Source organism: Microbacterium meiriae (genome assembly GCF_032364335.1).
GTDB classification, from domain to species: Bacteria; Actinomycetota; Actinomycetes; order Actinomycetales; family Microbacteriaceae; genus Microbacterium; species Microbacterium meiriae.
Window position 1 is genome coordinate 3,101,760 of record NZ_CP133984.1, and the last position, 17,642, is coordinate 3,119,401.

Genomic DNA, 17,642 nt, shown 5'->3' on the forward strand with positions numbered 1-17,642 from the left:
GACCATCAGTCTACGTCCATTATCGACTATCGCTAATGGACGCGGCCGTGAGCCAGGCATCCGCGATGAGGGCGGATCCGCGGGGCGTCGGGTGCACCCCGTCCGGCGCGAGCTCGACGACCGGATGCTCCTCCGCGGCCGCCGTGAAGACATCGTGCAGGGGCACGAACGCCGCCCCGTGTTCCGCGGCGAGAGCCCGCACCGCCGCCCGCTTCCCGTCGAGGTCGTCGAGCCATGCGCGCTGCTCCTCCGTCACCGGGAGGAAGTACGGCTCCATGAGGATCAGCCGCGGGGCGTGCGCCGCCACCGCGCGGCCGAGGAGGTCGCCGAGCGTCGCCTCGAAGTCCTCGGCCGGGGTCGGGTCGTCGCTGTCGAACCGCCGCCACATGTCGTTCACGCCGACGTACACGGTCAGCAGCTCCGGCGCCGTCGGCAGCAGCTCCGCGTCCCACCGGGCGGCGATGTCGCGGGCGCGGTCCCCGGCGATCCCGAGGTTGCGGACCGTGGCTCCCGCCGCCTGCAGCTCGGGCGCGAGGAGCGACACGTAGCCATCGCCGAAGGACCCGGGGTCGGAGCGATCGCGCCCCGCGTCGGTGATCGAGTCTCCGATGAAGGTCACCCGCATCGTGGCACGTCCTGTTCGTCGTTCTTGAGCTTGGGTCGCACCGAGATCGGGAGCTCGACGCTCGCGCCAGCGTACGTCACGGTGAGCGTGTGGTGCGGGCGGACCTTGCTGCTGTCGAAGCCGCTGACCATGTCGGCCGTCACCTGCTGCGTGGTGCGGGAGCCGTCGCTCCAGTCCACCCCCAGCAGCATGCCGGTCACGTCGAGCTCCTCGCCGCGCACGTACCGGGTCTTCGGGTCGGCCTCGGGGGCCCAGCAGATGCCACTCACCGTCGCGGGCGGAGGCGTCGGCCGCACGGCCAGGGTGTTCGTCTTGCCGTAGTGGTAGACGTTGAAGAAGCCGTCGGCACCGATGCGGAGGTTCTCCCTGGCGTCGACCATGTTCCACACGGTCACGTCGTCCACCCGGAGCACGATGCGGGTGCCACCGTCCTCGGCGACGGCCCCGAACTCGATGCGGTGCGTGGAGCCCGGCTCGATGACCGTGTTGGGGATGCTGTCGAGCATGGTCTGGCCCGGGGTCCAGCTCTGGAACTCGATCACGTCCTCCTTGATCACCGCGAGGTAGCCGGTGTTGGAGTTCTGCCAGGCGGGGAGCCCGGTCTGATCGGAGCGCGCCTGGAAGCCGTACCAGCCGCCGTCGAAGGCGCCGAACTCCGCCTCGAACTGCAGCAGGGTGTCGCCGAAGCGCTCGGCCTCGTAGCCGTGCACGCCCTGGCCGCTGATCACGACGCCGGTGTCGTCCACGGCGATGTGGTCGGACTGACTCCAGTTCGCGCCGTCCTTCAGCTGTCCGTCGAGGCGGGTGGTCGGGTACTCGGCGTCGTCCACGGTCACGGTGACCGTGTCGCTGAGGCTCGGGTCGGCGACCGAGGTCGCGGTGATCGTCGCCGTGCCGGCCGCGACTCCCGCGATCCGGCCGCCGGAGACCGCGGCGACCTCCGGGGCATCGGTCGTCCAGGTGACCCGGGCGTCGCTGGCGTCCTCCGGGGCGACCGTGGCCGCGACGGACCGCCGCTCCCCCACGGTCAGTCCCACGGCGTCGGCATCCAGGCTCACGCCCGTGACCGGCACGCCGGAGAGCGAGAACCCGATGTCGTCGAAGTCGAGCGAGGCGTAGTTCTCCACGTAGAACCCGACCCGACCGGCCTTGCCGGGCCCGGGGTCGGCACCTTCCAGCGCGATCGTCCCGTTGACGGAGATCCGGATCTGCCCGTCCTGCACAGCGATGCGGACGTGCGACGTCTCCCCGGGGGTCAGACCCTGCGCCGCCGGCACGACCTTCTCCGCGACGACCTTCCAGGCGTCGTCGAAGATCGTCCAGGTCGGCCCGGTCGCGGCCTGGCGGAAGCGGATGTAGCCGCCGCCCTTGCCGTTGCGGTCGTAGACGATGAGTCCCGCGTTGGCGGGGGTCGTCGCCGGCGCCGTGACGTCGAAGTCGAGCACGAACTCCGTGAAGTCCCGCGGCAGGATGCTGTTGGCGCCCTTGAGGATGCGGTACACCTTGTCGCCCGATGCATCCACCTGAATGGAGCGGTTCGGGTCGGTCGGCCAGCCGTTCGCCCCCGACTCGAAGTCGGTGAAGTGCAGCACGCCGTCACCCTCCTCGACGATCACCTCGATGGTCGCGGTCTTGGTGGCATCGGCCTTCGCCGTCGCCGTGACCGTGGTCGTGCCGGGGCCCATGCCGAGCACCACGCCCTTGTCGTTCACGGTGGCGACGGCGGCATCGGCCGAGGCGTAGGTCACCGCGGCGTCGTCGGCGTTCCACGGCAGCGGCACGGCGCGCACGCGCACCTCGTCGCCCGCGTCGATCGTGAGCGTGTCGCTGTCGAACGCGATGCCCTCGAGCGGGACGGTCTGCGGCTGCTGCGTCTGCCCGATCGTGCCGTCGACCCCGATCTCGCCGAAGGCGATGGACTCGAAGCCCGGGATCTGGTCGAACACGGCCGCATCGGCCTTCAGCGTGTAGTCGCCGTTCGCGGCGTCCACGAAGCCGGGGTCGGCGTCGGCCACCCAGTTGTCCTCGTAGTTCAGGAGGTTCTTCCCGTCCTTCGCGCCGTGTTCGTTGACGCCGGCCATCCGGGCCCGGTTCGGGTTCCACACGACGTTCTCGGCGAAGGTGCTGTGGTTCGGGAAGTGGTGGTCGTCCTCGAAGAAGTGCGCGAGCTCGGGGTACTTCGTCAGATACGGCGTGCCGACGAAGTCGTTGTTGTCGGCGAACACCTTCTCCCAGGCCGGCATGTAGTCGCGGTCGACGACGTTGCCCTCCTGATTGCCCATCCACTGCTCGTAGTTGTCGTACGGGGCGTAGGCGTCGACGAAGACGTTGTTGCGCGCCTCGATGTAGTCGGCCGAGCCGCTCTTGATCGCGCCGTTGCCCATGTTCACGAACACGTTCTTCTCGATCGTGAGGTCCCACGTGAAGTTGTCGGCGTAGATGCCCTCGACGCCCGCCATGCCGACGCCGATGTCGTGGAAGTAGTTCTCACGGAACACGTGGCCGCGCTGCTGCGGGGTCTTACCGGAGTTCATGTAGATCGCACCGAGGTCGTGGAACTGCTTGCAGACGTCGTACACCTCGTTGCGCTCGAACAGGTGGTCGTTGCCGTGCACGATGATCCCGGGATGTGGGGCGTCGTGGATCTCGTTGTCCCTGGCGATGTTGCCGACGCCGTCGAACATCACGCCGGGGTTGTAGGCCTTGTGGTAGTACGCGAAGTCGGCGATCTCGGAATTCTCGACCCGGTTGCGGCCGGGTTCGAGCGTCGTCTTGTCACCGCCCTGGAGCACCACGCCGACGCCGCCGACGTGCGTGAGCCGGCTGTCGGTGACGGCGTGGTCGCGGCCGCCGCGGTTCACCGGGATGCCGTCGTAGGTGTAGCGGCCTGGCGAGTTGATGAGCACGCCGCCGTCGGTGAAGTTGCGGATGTCGCTGTGCGAGATCGTCACGTGCGAGCCGCCGAGGATCACGGCGGCCGTCGCGCGTCCGTACTCCATCACGAGGTCGTCGAAGTTCACATATGAGGCGCCGTCGGCGCGCAGCATCGGCTCGTCGAGGGTCGTCACCGTCACGGCGCCGCGACCCGACGTGAACGCGGCATTCGGGATGAGGTACAGCTTCCCGGCGTCGCGGTCGATGTAGTACTCGCCGGGGGCGTCGAGCTCCTCCAGCAGGTTCTGCGCGAAGTGGAAGTCGGGGAACCAGCTCTTCATGATCCCGGACATCTCGCCGTAGCGGAGGGTGATGGTCTTCGCCTCGGTGTCGATGCTCTCGATCTTGTTGTACGACCACTCCCAGCTGTAGCCGAAGATGCCGTCCAGCCAGACGTCCTCGGCCTGCGTCCAGTGCTTCGGGCGGTCGTAGCCGTAGCTGAACGTGCCGCCGCGCTCCTGCAGGTCGGCGTCGTTGCGGTCGGGGCCGGCGTCGACGATGTCGCCCATCTGCACGGTCGGGGTGGCCGCGTCGGCGTTGGGCCAGCGCGCGAGGGTCATGCCCTGGCCGTCGATGAACAGCTCCATGGGCGGGGTGGTGCTGACGTCGTTGGCCTTCCAGTAGCCGTGGCGGCTGAGCTGGCCGTAGTCGGTGATGCCGAGGTCGGCGAGGTCGATCCCGACGACACGGTCGCGGGCAGCTGGGTCGATGATGCGGTCGGTCACCGCCGCGTCGTCGACCGCGGCGAACTGGTCGCGCGGCAGCTCGCGACCGCCGGTGAGGGTGGCAGTCTCCCCCGGGTACGAGCGGTAGGTGATGGGGGCGTCGGCAGTGCCCGAGTCCTGCGCGCCGATCTCGAACGACGCCGAGCGGGGGTACGTGCCCTCCCGGAGGTACACCGTGAGGCCGTCGTTCGGGAGCGCGGAATCCGCCTTCAGCGCGCGGATCCGGTCGCGGGCGCCTTCCAGCGTCGCGAGGGGGTCGTCGATCGTGCCGGAGGCCGCGTCGTCACCTCCCGGCGCGAGGTAGAGGGCGTCATCGTCCGCGGCCGCAGCCGCCGACGGGACCGCCGCAGCGAGGGCGGATCCGAACACCGCCGCCAGGGTCAGGCTTGCCAGTACACGCTTCATCGCGTCTCCGAACTGTCGCTTCCCGCACGGCCGATGCGCGCGGCGCCGCGGGAGCGGCTGCTCCGACAGTAGCCAATCGATAATCGACTAGCAAGGATCGATACTGATCGTTTCGGTTCTGCGACGCGACAGCACGACGTCAGACCGTTCGGCTCCGATCGCCACAGAGGGTGGGGCACCAGGCCCACTTCCAAATCGACTCACAGCCGACAACACCACGAACGCCGACGCGATCAGCTGATGATCGTCAGCCCCGATGAGGGTGGGGTGCCGACCGTCCATCCGATACTGGTACAAGCTTCGGCACCACCCATCAGCGGGGTCGCCGCGAACGGCGCTCGCGCGTCCGGCGCGCCGGACGCGCCGAACAGAGCGACGGCGCTCGGGGCTCCGGTCGTATAGGCGCTGCCGTAGTGCACCCCGTCGAACCCTGCACCGTCGAGCGCCCCCGCCCACGCTTGAGGCACCGCGTAGTCATGCATGGTGACCAACTCCCGAACCACACCGAAGTCGGCTGCGTCCTCATGGCTGACCGCGGCACATTGGTACGGGATGGGCGCAGCGATCGTGGACACGATGAACTCGTTCGCGAATGCGAGGTCGACGACCCTCGTTTGGGAGACCTTCTCGCGCACCCGCTCACGAACTGCCGTAGCCAGAGAGGTGGCAGCGCAACAGGTACCCCTGTCACCACGGAGATTGAAGCGCCCTCCAGGCCCGTTGTCGAACCACCACGCGGAACGATTGACGGCGTGAGCGCGGAGCATCACCTGTCCAGCCGGAAGGGCCTCGGTCGGGAAGGCGCGCAACACACTGGGGCTAGGCGGCGGGCCTTGGACGGCGCTCATGCCGCCCACGCCGACGCATCATGCTGCGCGTCGCGCAGAACGCCGTCGAGGTCGCCACTGATCAAGCGGTCGATGTTGCGGGGACGGGGTTCACCATTCTCGTCCTGCGTGACGCCGTTCAACCACTGCGCCCAGGTCCATGTGCTCATGGTTCCCACCGCGAGCGCGCGCAGGACACGGTCGAGACCAGGGACGATGGCGCCAGCACGGACCTGAAACGTCGGATAGAGATTGATGCCGTCCGACGTCGTCACCCGAAGGATCCGGTGCTCCTTGACGGCTTTCGAGACCCCGGAGCGCGTCATGTTGAGTTCGCGTTGCAGTGCGCCGCTCGTGAAGCAGGGGCCGACGATATCAGCCCAGGGGTTCTCGGCTGTCCCGAGCCGCTCGACCATTGTGCGGGCGACAGTGGTGGCAGGTCCGAGAGCACTGAGGTTCGTCCCCCGACCGGCGAGGCTGACGAGCTGCTCGTATACGTCCTCCGCGATCTCTTTCGCACGTTCCTGCTGCTCGCGCTGAGCTCCCTCCGGTGCCATCAACGACATCTCGGGCCTCCTTGTCGACTATGTCAACCAGTCTGCGCTTGGATGTCAACCGCGTCAACCCGTCATCCGAGAAGCGCAACAGCCAGCGCTACCGCGACGCCCGAGCCGCGAGGAGGGACGTCGGGATGTGCCCGATCGCGAGGATCACCGCGGCGAGCGCGATCCACGGGTTCTGCAACCAGGCCGCAGCGCCGAGGAAGGCGGCCACCGGCGCGAGAGCCATCGGCACCGGGATGCCGAAGACGGTGTCGAACAGCGCCGACGCGGGCCGGCCGCGACGCAGGTAGCGGATCCAGAGGGCCCCGTACGCGAGCACCGCCAGCGCCATCGGCACCGCCCACCCCCACGCGATTGCGCCGGTCGCCGTGATCGCCGGGACCGTCATGCAGAGCGCCTGCCCTGCCCTCTCGAACACGAGGAGCACACGGGGCACCGCCGGGCTCTCGAGCTTCGGCCTCGGCGGGAAGGGGATCAGCAGCAGGTTCGGCAGGAAGATCGCGAGACTCACCGCCAGGCCGAGCAGTGAGAACCCCATGTCGTGATCGTACCGAGCGCGCCATCCGGGTGAATCAGTTCACAAAGCAAACACTTTCCACCACTTTCTGACTATTGCGCTCTCCAGTTGACGTCGCCGTAATCTGCCGGAAATACTGAGGAAGCCCGAGACCGCACCGCGAGAGTGCGGACACATCACCCCAGGCCAAGGATGACCTAGATGACAGAACAGACCATTTCCTCACAGATAGGAACAGGTCGCCGGCCCCGTCGCCTCTCGGACGGGATGTTCGCGCTCCTCCTCACGGCACCCGGCCTCGCGCTCCTCGCCGCCGTCGTCGTGTACCCGCTGATCACGGCCCTCATCACCGCGTTCTACAAGCAGAGCCTCGTCGAACCCGGCCGTGAGTTCGTCGGCTTCCAGAACATCGTCGACGTGCTCACCGGCGAGTTCTTCCCCCTCCTCACCCAGACCCTCGTCTTCACCCTCGGCACGACCATCGCGCCGTTCGTGATCGGCTTCGGCCTCGCCCTCGCCCTGAACACGCGCATCCGCGGCGCCAAGGTGCTCCGCGGCCTCATGCTCATCCCGTGGCTGATCCCCGGCGTGGTCGTGTCGTTCCTGTGGATGTGGATCTTCAACGCCAACTACGGCGTGCTCAACGCGGCCCTGGAGACCGTCGGCCTCATCGACTCCCCCCAGGCGTGGCTCGCGAACCCCACCACCGCCATGATCGCCGTGATCGTCGCGAAGACCTGGCAGTCGTTCCCCTGGATGATGGTCATGCTCCTCGCCGGCCTGCAGACCGTGCCGATCGAGCTGCACGAGGCCGCCGAGATCGACGGCGCCGGCACCGTCCGCCGCTTCTTCTCCATCACGGTCCCGCAGATGAGCGGGATCATCGGCCTCGTGATCCTGCTGGAGTTCATCTGGAACTTCCAGCACTTCGACATCATCTACGTCCTCACCGGCGGCGGTCCCGCCGGCTCCACCCAGACGTTCGCGACCGCCGTGTACGAGACCGCGTTCGACGGCTTCGACCTCGGCCACGCCGGGGCGATCGGCCTGCTCTGGATGATCCTGCTGATGGCGCTCGTCGTCGTCTACGTCCGCCTGTCCGAGAAGGGAGAGAAGCGATGACCGCCGTGCTGACCGAGGAGACGGTGGCCGCCGTCTCCGCCCCGCCCGCCGCACCCCGTCGTCGACGCCACCGCGCCGACCGCCGTGCCTCCACCGTGAGCGCCTGGATCGCCGTCGTCGTGTTCGGCGGGTTCGCCCTGCTGCCGGTGTACTGGCTGCTCGCGACCTCGCTGACCCCGCGCACGGAGGTGTTCAGCTACCCGCCGAAGCTGTTCCCCACCGAGATCACGTTCGAGGCCTACGCCGCCCTCGCGAACAACCCGGCCCTGTTCGGCTACCTCCGCAACAGCATCGTCGTCTCCGTCATCACCGCGATCCTCTCGGTCCTCGTGTCGGCCTACATGGGCTACGCGTTCTCGAAGTTCCGCTATCGCGGCCGCCGCAGCCTCATGTACTTCGTGCTGGCGTCGCAGATGTTCCCGCAGGCGCTGCTGCTCATCACCCTCTACGCGGTGTTCTCGGCCTACGGCCTGCTCAACACCTACACGGCGCTCGTGCTGTCGTTCACGACGTTCACGCTGCCGCTGTGCGTGTGGATGCTGAAGGGCTTCTTCGACACGATCCCGGACGAGCTCATCGAGGCCGCCCGCGTCGACGGGGCCTCCCGCATGCGCATCATCCACTCCATCGTGCTGCCGCTGGCCGCGCCCGGCCTCATCGCCGCGGGGTTGTTCGCGTTCGTCCGCGGCTGGAACGACTTCATCTTCGCCCTCACCCTCGCCGGCCCCGACAAGCAGACCCTGCCGCCGGGACTCGTCAACACGTTCATCGGCGAGGCGTCCACCGCCTGGCCGGAACTCATGGCGGCCTCGCTGGTGGTCTCGCTCCCCGTGGCCATCGCGTTCATCGCCCTGCAGCGCTTCCTCGTCGGCGGGCTCACCGCCGGCGCGGTCAAGGGCTGACCCGCACCACCCCTCATCCGCAGTCCCTCGAAGAAGAGAGAGCACCCCCATGTCCGAGAACACCACCGTCTCCCGTCGCCAGCTCCTGCAGTTCGCCGGGCTCGGCGCCGCCGGCCTCCTCCTCGCCGGTTGCATGCCGAGCGGCGGCGGCAACGGCAGTCCGTCATCCTCCCCCGGCGCCGGGCTCGGCACCGGGGACTTCACCGCCACCGACTTCTCCTTCTCCAGCTGGTCGCTGACCGAGGAGGCCGCCGCCCCGGCGACCCGCGCGCTGCTCGACGGCTACAAGAAGACCAACGACGTCGGCATCACCGAGGTCTCCTTCCCCTACAACGAGTACTTCAAGCAGCTCATGCTGCAGGTGCGCGGCGGGCAGTTCACCGGCGCCGCGCACGTCGACGTCGCCTGGCTCGCCTCGCTGGCCGCGCTCGGCAAGCTGGAGGACGTCTCGGCACTCACGAAGGGCCGCGGCTACACCGCGTCGAGCCTGGAGGCCACGCAGCTCGACGGGAAGCAGTACGCATTCCCGTGGACCATCGGCGCGATCGGGCTCATCACCAACGCCGAGCTCCTGAAGAAGGCGGGGATCTCCACGTTCCCGACCACCGTCGACGACTTCGAGGCGGCGCTGAAGAAGCTCAAGGCCCTCGGCGGCGGCCTCATCCCCTACGCCGCCTCGACCAAGGCCGCCCAGCTCAAGGACGTCCTCATCTGGATGCAGACGTTCGGCAGCGACCTCGTCAAGGACGGCAAGGTCACGATCGGCGACGACGCGAGCATCGAAGCGGTCACCTGGTACAAGTCGCTGTACGACCAGGGGCTCATCGCCGCCGACGTCGACCGCTTCGACGCCCGCTCGCTGTTCTCCCAGGGCCGCGCCGCCATCTACGACGACGCCCCCGTGGGCCGCGCGTCCGTCACGAAGGACTCGCCGGATCCGGACCTCGCCTCCAAGCTCGTGCCCGAGTCCCGCCCCGTGCTGAAGAAGGGCGACACCCCGCGCGCCCTCGTCTGGGGTGGCGCGATCGCCATCGTCGGCGGCGGAGCCGGAGACAGCACCCGCACGGCCGGGGACTTCGGCCAGTGGGCCACGAGCGACCTGAAGGCGGTGCTCGGCGACTACGAGCTGCGCGGCCTGCCGCCAGTGACCGAGGAGGCGCAGGCCTCGAAGGAAGTGGCGTCCGACGCGTTCGGCTCGCGCTTCGCCGAGAAGATCACGGCGACCGCGACCACCAACCCGTTCTGGCAGTATCCGCAGTACGCCCAGATCGAGACCGTGATCGCCGACCGCGTGCAGGCCGTCCTCGTGGGACAGCAGAGCGCCAAGGACGCGATGGCGCAGGCCGGCGACCAGGCGCAGAAGCTGCTGGGCTGAGGAGCATCGCCATGAACCTCCGCTGGAAGGCCGGCGCCACCGCTGCCGCCGCCCTCACCGCACTCGTCCTCACCGCGCCGGCTCCGGCCGCCGCCGCGACCCCCGACGTCGAGACCGTGCCCGTCACGGTCGACAGCTCCAACCAGTCCGGCTGGTGGAACCCGCTCGTCGTCGACGGCGACGAGACGTACTTCGCCTACAACGTGCCCGGTTCGGTGGCGGCGAAGCACCAGGTGAACCTGGCCGTCCGCGCCGCCGACGGCACGTGGACATCGGGCTGCCTGCGCCTGGCGACCGGGGCCTGCGCGGAGTATGCGGACGACAACGGCCACAACCAGCCCTCGATCGCGATCGACGGCGACGGGTACATCCACGCGTTCGTCTCCATGCACCACGAGCCGTGGAAGTACTTCCGCTCCACCGTGCCCTACGACGCGACCTCGCTCGTCGACGTGAGCGCCGAGATGCCCGACGCCGGCGCCGCGATCTCCTACCCGGTCACCGCGCAGGGCGCCGACGGCGACATCTGGCTCATGGTGCGGGTGGGCGCCGACCCGCAGGCCCGCCGCGACGGGGTGCTGTACCGCTACGACCCCGCCGCCGGGACGTGGAGCCGGGAGACCACGATCGCCGCGGCCGTGAACCACTCCTTCTACCCGGACGACCTCGAGGTCGACGCGGACGGCAAGGTGCACGTGCTGTGGGAGTGGGGTCCGTGGCCCGCCGATCCCTACCGTCACCTCGGTTCGTACGCGGTGTACGACCCGGCCACGGGCGGCTTCCGCGACATCGCCGGGCAGGCGCTGCCGACACCGATCCGCCCGGACACCCCCGGCGCCGTCGTGTGGCGCGGCTACGAGCCCGGCGAGACCATCGGCGACGCCGTGCCGGCAGTGCAGACCGCGAAGATGGCCCTCGCCGACGGCGAGCTCGTGGGCGTGACCTACCGGTACGCGGATGAGACGGAGAACGCCTTCGACGTGCGATGGGCGACCTGGACCGGCTCGGCCTGGACGAGTGAGACCCTCGTGGACACGGACGCCCTGGGTGGCGGCGTGCAGACCATCGCCGCCCTCGACACGACGACCGCGGGCGGTGAGACCCGCGTGTACGCGGTGATCTCGGTGCAGGACTGCGGCATCACCCGCAGCCAGACCGTGCTGCTGACCGCCGGAGCCTCCGGATGGACCGCCGACACCGTGGGCGACCCCGTCGTGGGCCAGCAGCGGCTCCGCGCGGCGACCCGCGCCGCCGGCACCGACGTCGTCTACCTCAGCGCCCCCGCTGTTCCCGGCGGCGGGACGCTGCGGCACGCCGAGATCCCGCGCGACGGCCAGGCCGGCACCACCAGCCTCTCCGCCATCGTCGCCTCCCTCCGTGGCGACGCCGGCGGCGAGAACCTGGCGCTCGGCGGCACCGCGACCGCCTCGTCCCAGCTCCGCGCCGACACCGGCCCGGAGAAGGCCATTGACGGCGGGTGCACGGATGCGAGCCGGTGGATCTCGGCGGCCTCCGACACCCAGCCGACCATCACGGTCGCGTGGGACGAGGCCGCGCCGCTCGACGTCGTCCGGGTGCGCAGCGGCTACACCGTCGGGCCGCCGCAGACGTCGGTGCTGCGCGACTTCACCGTGCAGCTCCGGACCGCCGGCGGCTGGGTCACTGTCGGCACCATCACCGGCAACACGAAGACGACGGTCGTCGTCGACGCCCAGGGACGGACCGCCGACGCCGTGCGACTCCTCATCACCGACCCGTCCGACTCCGCCACCGACGTCGCCCGCGTCTACGAGATCGAAGCGATCGCCGCGCGCTGAGCGGCACCACCACCCCTCCCGAAAGGAACCCATCCCCATGCGCACCCAGACCGTCGAAGCCGACATCATCGTCGTCGGCGGCGGCCTCGCCGGAGTGAGCGCCGCCGTCGCGGCCGCCCGCCTCGGCCGACGTACCGTGCTGATCAACAACCGGCCGGTACTCGGCGGCAACTCCTCGTCGGAGGTGAGGGTCTGGGTGTGCGGAGCGACCGCCCACGGCAACCAGCGGTGGGCGCGGGAGACCGGGATCATCGGCGAGATGTACCGGGAGAACCAGTTCCGCAACCCCGAGGGCAACCCCGTGTACTGGGACGACGTGGTGCTCGACATCGTGCGCCGCGAGCCCAACCTCACGCTGTTCCTGAACACGGAGGTGCTCGAGGTCGAGGCCACCGGACCCGACGACGCCCGTCGGGTCCGGTCGGTCACCGGCTGGACGATGGGCTCCGAGATCCGCACGGTCTTCCGCGGGCCCCTGTTCCTGGACTGCACGGGCGACGGGCTGGTCGGCCGTCTCGTCGGCGCCCGGCACCGGCTGGGCAAGGAGAGCCGCAGCGAGTTCGGTGAGGACTGGGCGCCCGAGCAGCCCGTGCGCGAGTTCCTCGGCTCGACGCTCCTCTTCTATACGAAGGATCTCGGGCACCCGGTGAAGTACGTCGCGCCGGAGAGCGCGAAGGACATCTCGACCACCCCGATCCCCTCGTCGCGCATCATCCGCAGCGGCGACAGCGGCGCGCACTACTGGTGGATCGAGTGGGGCGGCACGCTCGACATCGTCGACGACAACGAGGCCATCCGCGACGAGCTGCGGTCGGTGATCCTCGGCATCTGGGACCACATCAAGAACTCCGGCGAGTTCGACGCCGACAACCTGACCCTGGAGTGGATCGGCAACATCCCCGGCAAGCGCGAGTACCGCCGCTTCATCGGCGACTACACGCTGCGCCAGCAGGACATCCTGGAGCAGACGTCGTTCGATGACGGCATCGCGTTCGGCGGCTGGTCCATCGACCTCCATCCCGCCGAGGGCATGTACGCGACGGGGGCGGGCGCGGTGCAGCGCTTCTCGGACGGCGTCTTCGAGATCCCGTTCCGCTCGCTCTACTCCGTCAACGTCGACAACCTGCTCATGGCGGGTCGCGATATCTCGGCCACGCACATCGCCTTCGGTGCCGCCCGAGTGATGGCCACGTGCGCGGCGATGGGCGAGGCCGCGGGCACCGCCGCCGCCCTCTGCTACGCGCACGACGCCACGCCCCGCGCGCTGTACGAGCACCATCGTGCGGAACTCCGGCAGACGCTGCTCCGCGCCGACGCCTCCCTCATCGGAGTCGCGAACGAGGATCCCTCCGACCTCGCCCGCACCGCCGCCGTCACCGCGTCCAGCACCCTGCGCACGATCGGCACCCCGGAGAGCACCCTGGCCGCGGCGACCCCGCACACCCTGACGGACGACCTCGGCATCGTCGTCCCCGTGCACCCGCGCCTCGACACGACCGAGCTGCTGCTCGGCGCCGAGTCCGACACGCAGGTCACGGTGGAGGTCTGGTCCACGGGCCGTCCGCAGAACATTGTGCCCGCGGTGCTCGAGCACCGCACCGTGATCGACGTCCCCGCCGGTGGTCCGTCCTGGGTGCGGGCGGAGACGCCTTTCGCCCCCAAGGACCCGCAGAACGCGATCATCGTGCTCCGCGCGAACCCGCAGGTGCAGGTGCAGCTCGCCGACGAGCTCCCGCCCGGAGTGCTCACCCTCGTGCACCGGGTCGACAACGACGACCGGAACGTGCAGGTCGACCGCGACGGTCTCCTCGTGCAGTGGCCGACCAAGCCGCTGCGCGGACGGGTGCCCGCGTTCCGCACGAGCCCGGACTCCGAGGCGGTCGCGCCGGAGCGCGCCGTCTCCGGGTACAACCGCCCGTTCGGCGGACCGCACCTGTGGGCGTCCGCCCCGGAGGCCGAGGGTCCGCAGTGGCTGCGCCTGGACTGGGAGCAGCCGGTCTCGGCCTCCGAGATCCGCCTCGTGTTCGACGACGACGTGGACCTCGAGCTCAACACCCTGCATCACCACCGCAGCCCCGACGAGGTGCTGCCCCAGCTCGTGCGCGACTACCGGGTCGAGGTGCAGCAGGCGGGTTCCGAGGAGTGGCGCACCGTGGCCGAGGAGCGGCACAACCGTCATCGCCTGCGGGTGCATCCGCTGCCGGATGACCTCGGTGCCTTCACGGCCGCCCGCCTCGTGGTGGAGCGGACGAACGGCGTCGCGGAGGCACGCGTGATCGCGTTCCGAGTGCAATCGTGACGGAGAGCGCTAACGTGAAGGGCATCCGTCGTCCCGGCGGAGACCGTCGTCCCTCCAGGAGGCCGCAGGTGACCACCTCGCCCGGCGGCCGCGTGCTCCCCGTCGCGCGGGCCACCCGAACGGGACTCATCGCGCTCGCGGTGCCGCATCTGGAGGAGCCGTACTTCGCGGAGCTCGGCTCGCGCATCGTCCGGGGCGCCGACGACCGAGGGCTGGCCGTGCTCATCGTGCAGACCGAGGGCGACCACGGCCGCGAGATCGACGTCGCCAACGGCGTCGGCCTGCCGCCCATCGACGGGCTGATCCACATCCCGCGCTCGCTCACGGTCGCCGACCTCACGCGCCGCACCTCCCCCGGGCCGCTCGTGCTGCTGGGCGAGCACATCCAGGTGAGCCCGTTCACGCACGTCACGATCGACAACCGGGCCGCCGCCTACACGGCCACCGAGCACCTGCTCGCGGTCGGCTGCCGCCGCATCGGATTCGTCGGACGCCGCGACGCCCGCCCCTCGGATGCCGCCGACCGTCGGCACGCCGGGTACCTGGAGGCCCTGGCCGCCGCCGGCATCCCGGCCGACCCCGCCCTCACCGCGCAGGTCGACGCCTTCACGGCGGAGGAGGGTGAGCGCGTCGCCGGGGCGATGGCCGCCGCGGTCCCCGACCTCGACGGCATCGTCTGCTCGAACGACTCCGTCGCCCTCGGTGCGCTGGCCGCCCTTCAGGCCCAGGGACGGAGCGTGCCGGGTGACGTCGCCGTCGTCGGCATCGACGACATCCGGGCCGCGCGCTTCGCCGTCCCCGCCCTCAGCACCATCGCTCCCGACCACGCCCGCCTCGTGGACGCCGCGTTCACGGAGCTCGAACGGCAGATCGCCGCGCCGCCGGGAGCGGATCTCCCGGTGCGGCACGTGACGGTCGGCGCCCGGCTCATCCCGCGGGCGAGCACGGCCCGATGACGGCGGCGGACTCAGTCCGCAAGGGCCGTCGCGAGCGCACGCTCGTCGCCGCCGTCGCGCGGCGCGACGTGCAGGGTGCCGACGTGCGCGGCGAGCAGCTCCCGCGCGCCGTCGTCGAGGCCGTCGTCGGTGACGAGGCGGTCGATGTCGCTGAGGTCGGCCACGGTCGTGAGCCCGACCACGCCCCAGCGGGTGTGCTCCGCGAGGACGACGACCTCCCGGCCCGCGGCCATGAGCGCCCGGTTGGTCTCGGCCTCCAGCAGGTTCATGGTCGTGATGCCGGCCTGCTCGTCGAGCCCGTGGGCGTCGAGGAACACGAGGTCGCAGTGCAGGTGCTCGAGGGCGCGGACGGCGACCGGCCCGACGAGCGCCTGGGAGGGCGTGCGCACGCCCCCGGTGAGCACGACCGTCTGCGTGTACGGAGCGTCGGCGCGGTCCGGCGGCGAGAACAGGTCGGAGACCGGCAGAGCGTTCGTGACGATCGTGAGCTCCGGGACGCGCACGAGCTCCCTCGCGAGCGCCAGGGCCGTGGGTCCGCCGGAGATGCCGACCGCCATGCCCGGCTCGACGAGGCCCGCGGCCGCCGCGACGATCGCCCGCCGTTCCGCCGAGGCCGCCGGAGCCGGAGCCAGGCGCTGATGACCTCGCGCCCGCACGCCGCCGCGGATGCGCTCGACCGCACCCTCCTCGGCCAGCTGATCGATGTCGCGCCGCACCGTCATCTCGCTCACCTGCAGCGTCGCCGCGAGCTCGACGATGGAGGCGGTACCGCGATCGCGGGTCAGGGCGAGGATGCGCTCGCGGCGTTCCGTGACCAGCACGCGGTCTCCTTCCGATGGAGCCTCCAGTCTGCCACGCACCCCCGCCCGCCCCACTCCCGGAACAGGATCCCTCAGCCCGCATGACCTTCCCCGAGCCCTACGCCACCTGGTTCCCCGATGCCGCATTCGACGGCAGCTACGGCCGGACCGAAGCCGACCTCCGTGCCGTGCTCCCGGTGCCCGCGCCGCCCGGGTTCGTCGACCGCTGGCGACGCTGGCGGCGGGAGGCCGCCACGGTGGACGCGGCCCCCGTCGTCCTCTCCACCTCCGAGGAGCAGGGCCGTCGGGTCTCCGTCGTCGAGCATGCCGGCGTCGACGGCGTTCGACTGCGCGCCTGGGTCGTCGAGCCCCTCCACGGCACGCCCCGCGCCGGCGTCGTGCACGGACACGGGTACGGCGGACGCGAGGCGGTCGACCTCGCGCGGGTGCCGGACGACGTCGCGGCGATCTATCCCGTGGCCCGCGGACTCGGCGTGCTGAACGCGGGAGTGGGTGCACCCGAGCCGACCCCGGAGCACGTGCTCGCGGGCATCGACGATCCGGAGCGCTACGTGCTCGGCCTGTGCGCGCGCGACCTGTGGCTGGCGGCCGACGTCCTCGTCTCGGTCGTCGGCGCGCTTCCTCTCTATTACGTCGGGGAGAGCTTCGGCGGCGGCATCGGCGCCCTCGCGCTGCCGTGGGACGACCGGTTCGTGGGGGCCACCCTGATCGTGCCGAGCTTCGGCCAGTACGACGAACGGCTGGCGGTGCCATGCCTGGGGAGCGGCGAGACCGTGCGTCAGCACGTGCAGCGCCACCCCGAGGCACGCGAGGTGCTGCGCTGGTTCGATTCCTCCACGAGCATCGGCTTCGCGGAGGTACCGGTCCGGGTGGAGGCGGCTCTCTGGGACCAGTACGTGCCGCCGCAGGGACAGTTCGCGGTCGCCGCGGGGGCCCGCGATCTCGAGCTGGCGGTGCTTCCGGCCGGCCATGCGGAGTATCCCGGGTGGGACGACGTGACGGCGGCCGCGATCCGCGACGGGCGCGCACATCTGGAGCGCGTGCTTGCCCGCTGAGACCGCCGCATGCGCGGCTCCTCGCGCGCGGGAGAGCACTGGACGCAACCTGTCATAACAGGTACAGTGAGCTTGTCATTACAGGTTGCGCGACGACGCAGCACCCGTTTCGAGGAGCATGGATGCCCGAGTACCAGACCCCGCCGATCTCCCCGATGGCGATCGCCTTCGACGCCGAGAAGCTCACCCTCTCCCCCGAAGGCCCCACGCTGACCCGGCGGATGTCCGACCTCGAGGGCCTGTTCCGCGACCACGACGCCTGGGCGGCCGCCGCCGCGGGCGAGGACCCGATCGTCTACACGGTCGTCAGCTCCCCTGTGCCCGAGATCGAGCGCGAGCTGCCGCAGTCGATCACGACGATCATGCCCGGCGACACCGGCGGCGAGCTCTGGATGACCAAGGGCCACCAGCACCCCGACCACCAGGGCGAGATCTACCTCGCGCTGCACGGCCGCGGCGGACTGCTCATGTTCGACGGCGAGCGCACCGAGTGGCTCGACATGCTCCCGGGCACCATCGGCTACATCCCGCCGGGCTGGGCGCACCGCTCCGTGAACACGGGGGACGAGCCCTACTCCTTCCTCGCCGTGTACCCGGGAGGTGCCGGCCACGACTACGGCTGGGTGCTGGAGCACGGCATGGGCTCGCGGGCGTTCCGCGCGGAGTCCGGCGTCGACCTGCGTCCCTACGCGGAATAGG

General features: G+C 70.3%; 14 protein-coding genes. 8 read left to right on the forward strand and 6 right to left on the reverse strand.

Features of this window, described 5'->3' with window-relative positions; genetic code table 11:
* Positions 1-19: 19 nt before the first annotated feature.
* The 5 genes from RI211_RS15170 to RI211_RS15190 all read right to left on the reverse strand — a co-directional run bounded on the left by RI211_RS15170 (position 20) and on the right by RI211_RS15190 (position 6,617).
* On the reverse strand, positions 20-625 hold the full coding sequence (locus RI211_RS15170) for an SGNH/GDSL hydrolase family protein (protein WP_315636328.1): 606 nt from the start codon (positions 623-625) through the stop codon (positions 20-22).
* Complete coding sequence (locus tag RI211_RS15175; protein ID WP_315636329.1) at positions 616-4,689, reverse strand: Ig-like domain-containing protein; 4,074 nt, start codon at positions 4,687-4,689, stop codon at positions 616-618. Before RI211_RS15175 ends, RI211_RS15170 begins: the two co-directional genes overlap by 10 nt.
* Before the next feature lie 233 nt (positions 4,690-4,922).
* Positions 4,923-5,537, reverse strand: a complete 615-nt coding sequence (locus RI211_RS15180) for an RES family NAD+ phosphorylase (RefSeq protein WP_315636331.1) — start codon at positions 5,535-5,537, stop codon at positions 4,923-4,925.
* Entirely contained in the window at positions 5,534-6,082 is a 549-nt protein-coding gene (locus RI211_RS15185; protein WP_315636333.1) for a hypothetical protein, read from the reverse strand. Before RI211_RS15185 ends, RI211_RS15180 begins: the two co-directional genes overlap by 4 nt.
* 88 nt (positions 6,083-6,170) lie before the next feature.
* On the reverse strand, positions 6,171-6,617 hold the full coding sequence (locus RI211_RS15190; protein ID WP_315636335.1) for a hypothetical protein: 447 nt from the start codon (positions 6,615-6,617) through the stop codon (positions 6,171-6,173).
* 246 nt (positions 6,618-6,863) lie between these two features.
* Between RI211_RS15190 and RI211_RS15195 the strand changes: the two genes are divergently transcribed.
* The 6 genes from RI211_RS15195 (at position 6,864) to RI211_RS15220 (ending at position 15,067) form a co-directional block, all read left to right on the forward strand.
* The gene (locus RI211_RS15195; RefSeq protein WP_187662508.1) at positions 6,864-7,718 is read left to right on the forward strand and encodes a carbohydrate ABC transporter permease; all 855 of its coding nucleotides are present in this window, start codon (positions 6,864-6,866) and stop codon (positions 7,716-7,718) included.
* The gene (locus tag RI211_RS15200) at positions 7,715-8,620 is read left to right on the forward strand and encodes a carbohydrate ABC transporter permease (RefSeq protein WP_101848185.1); all 906 of its coding nucleotides are present in this window, start codon (positions 7,715-7,717) and stop codon (positions 8,618-8,620) included. The genes RI211_RS15195 and RI211_RS15200 overlap by 4 nt, the downstream gene beginning before the upstream one ends.
* Positions 8,621-8,669: 49 nt before the next feature.
* Complete coding sequence (locus RI211_RS15205) at positions 8,670-9,995, forward strand: extracellular solute-binding protein (protein ID WP_315636338.1); 1,326 nt, start codon at positions 8,670-8,672, stop codon at positions 9,993-9,995.
* An 11-nt stretch (positions 9,996-10,006) separates the two neighbouring features.
* Entirely contained in the window at positions 10,007-11,812 is a 1,806-nt protein-coding gene (locus tag RI211_RS15210) for a BNR-4 repeat-containing protein (RefSeq protein WP_315636340.1), read from the forward strand.
* 37 nt (positions 11,813-11,849) lie between these two features.
* Positions 11,850-14,111: an FAD-dependent oxidoreductase gene (locus tag RI211_RS15215; RefSeq protein ID WP_315636342.1), complete on the forward strand. Its 2,262-nt coding sequence runs from the start codon at positions 11,850-11,852 to the stop codon at positions 14,109-14,111.
* 68 nt (positions 14,112-14,179) lie between these two features.
* Positions 14,180-15,067 (forward strand): LacI family DNA-binding transcriptional regulator, encoded by an 888-nt coding sequence (locus RI211_RS15220; protein WP_231919662.1) that lies wholly within the window; start codon positions 14,180-14,182, stop codon positions 15,065-15,067.
* Positions 15,068-15,078: 11 nt separating this feature from the next.
* Here the strand turns inward: RI211_RS15220 and RI211_RS15225 are convergent, their stop codons facing one another.
* On the reverse strand, positions 15,079-15,888 hold the full coding sequence (locus RI211_RS15225) for a DeoR/GlpR family DNA-binding transcription regulator (protein ID WP_315636345.1): 810 nt from the start codon (positions 15,886-15,888) through the stop codon (positions 15,079-15,081).
* Positions 15,889-15,968: 80 nt separating this feature from the next.
* On the opposite strand from RI211_RS15225, the gene RI211_RS15230 reads away from it, so the two are divergent.
* Together RI211_RS15230 and RI211_RS15235 are read left to right on the forward strand one after the other, a co-directional pair.
* The gene (locus RI211_RS15230; protein ID WP_315636347.1) at positions 15,969-16,943 is read left to right on the forward strand and encodes an acetylxylan esterase; all 975 of its coding nucleotides are present in this window, start codon (positions 15,969-15,971) and stop codon (positions 16,941-16,943) included.
* A 122-nt stretch (positions 16,944-17,065) separates the two neighbouring features.
* Positions 17,066-17,641: a glucose-6-phosphate isomerase family protein gene (locus RI211_RS15235; RefSeq protein ID WP_025105385.1), complete on the forward strand. Its 576-nt coding sequence runs from the start codon at positions 17,066-17,068 to the stop codon at positions 17,639-17,641.
* Position 17,642: the final 1 nt, after the last annotated feature.

What these genes read in the sequence shown, in the direction of transcription:
- RI211_RS15195 (WP_187662508.1), top strand. Translation starts at nt 6,864, where the DNA reads ATGTTCGCGCTCCTCCTCACGGCACCCGGCCTCGCGCTCCTCGCCGCC.
- RI211_RS15175 (WP_315636329.1), bottom strand. Translation starts at nt 4,689, where the DNA reads ATGAAGCGTGTACTGGCAAGCCTGACCCTGGCGGCGGTGTTCGGATCC.
- RI211_RS15210 (WP_315636340.1), top strand. Translation starts at nt 10,007, where the DNA reads ATGAACCTCCGCTGGAAGGCCGGCGCCACCGCTGCCGCCGCCCTCACC.
- RI211_RS15215 (WP_315636342.1), top strand. Translation starts at nt 11,850, where the DNA reads ATGCGCACCCAGACCGTCGAAGCCGACATCATCGTCGTCGGCGGCGGC.
- RI211_RS15170 (WP_315636328.1), bottom strand. Translation starts at nt 625, where the DNA reads ATGCGGGTGACCTTCATCGGAGACTCGATCACCGACGCGGGGCGCGAT.
- RI211_RS15205 (WP_315636338.1), top strand. Translation starts at nt 8,670, where the DNA reads ATGTCCGAGAACACCACCGTCTCCCGTCGCCAGCTCCTGCAGTTCGCC.
- RI211_RS15185 (WP_315636333.1), bottom strand. Translation starts at nt 6,082, where the DNA reads ATGTCGTTGATGGCACCGGAGGGAGCTCAGCGCGAGCAGCAGGAACGT.
- RI211_RS15235 (WP_025105385.1), top strand. Translation starts at nt 17,066, where the DNA reads ATGCCCGAGTACCAGACCCCGCCGATCTCCCCGATGGCGATCGCCTTC.
- RI211_RS15230 (WP_315636347.1), top strand. Translation starts at nt 15,969, where the DNA reads ATGACCTTCCCCGAGCCCTACGCCACCTGGTTCCCCGATGCCGCATTC.
- RI211_RS15180 (WP_315636331.1), bottom strand. Translation starts at nt 5,537, where the DNA reads ATGAGCGCCGTCCAAGGCCCGCCGCCTAGCCCCAGTGTGTTGCGCGCC.
- RI211_RS15200 (WP_101848185.1), top strand. Translation starts at nt 7,715, where the DNA reads ATGACCGCCGTGCTGACCGAGGAGACGGTGGCCGCCGTCTCCGCCCCG.
- RI211_RS15190 (WP_315636335.1), bottom strand. Translation starts at nt 6,617, where the DNA reads ATGGGGTTCTCACTGCTCGGCCTGGCGGTGAGTCTCGCGATCTTCCTG.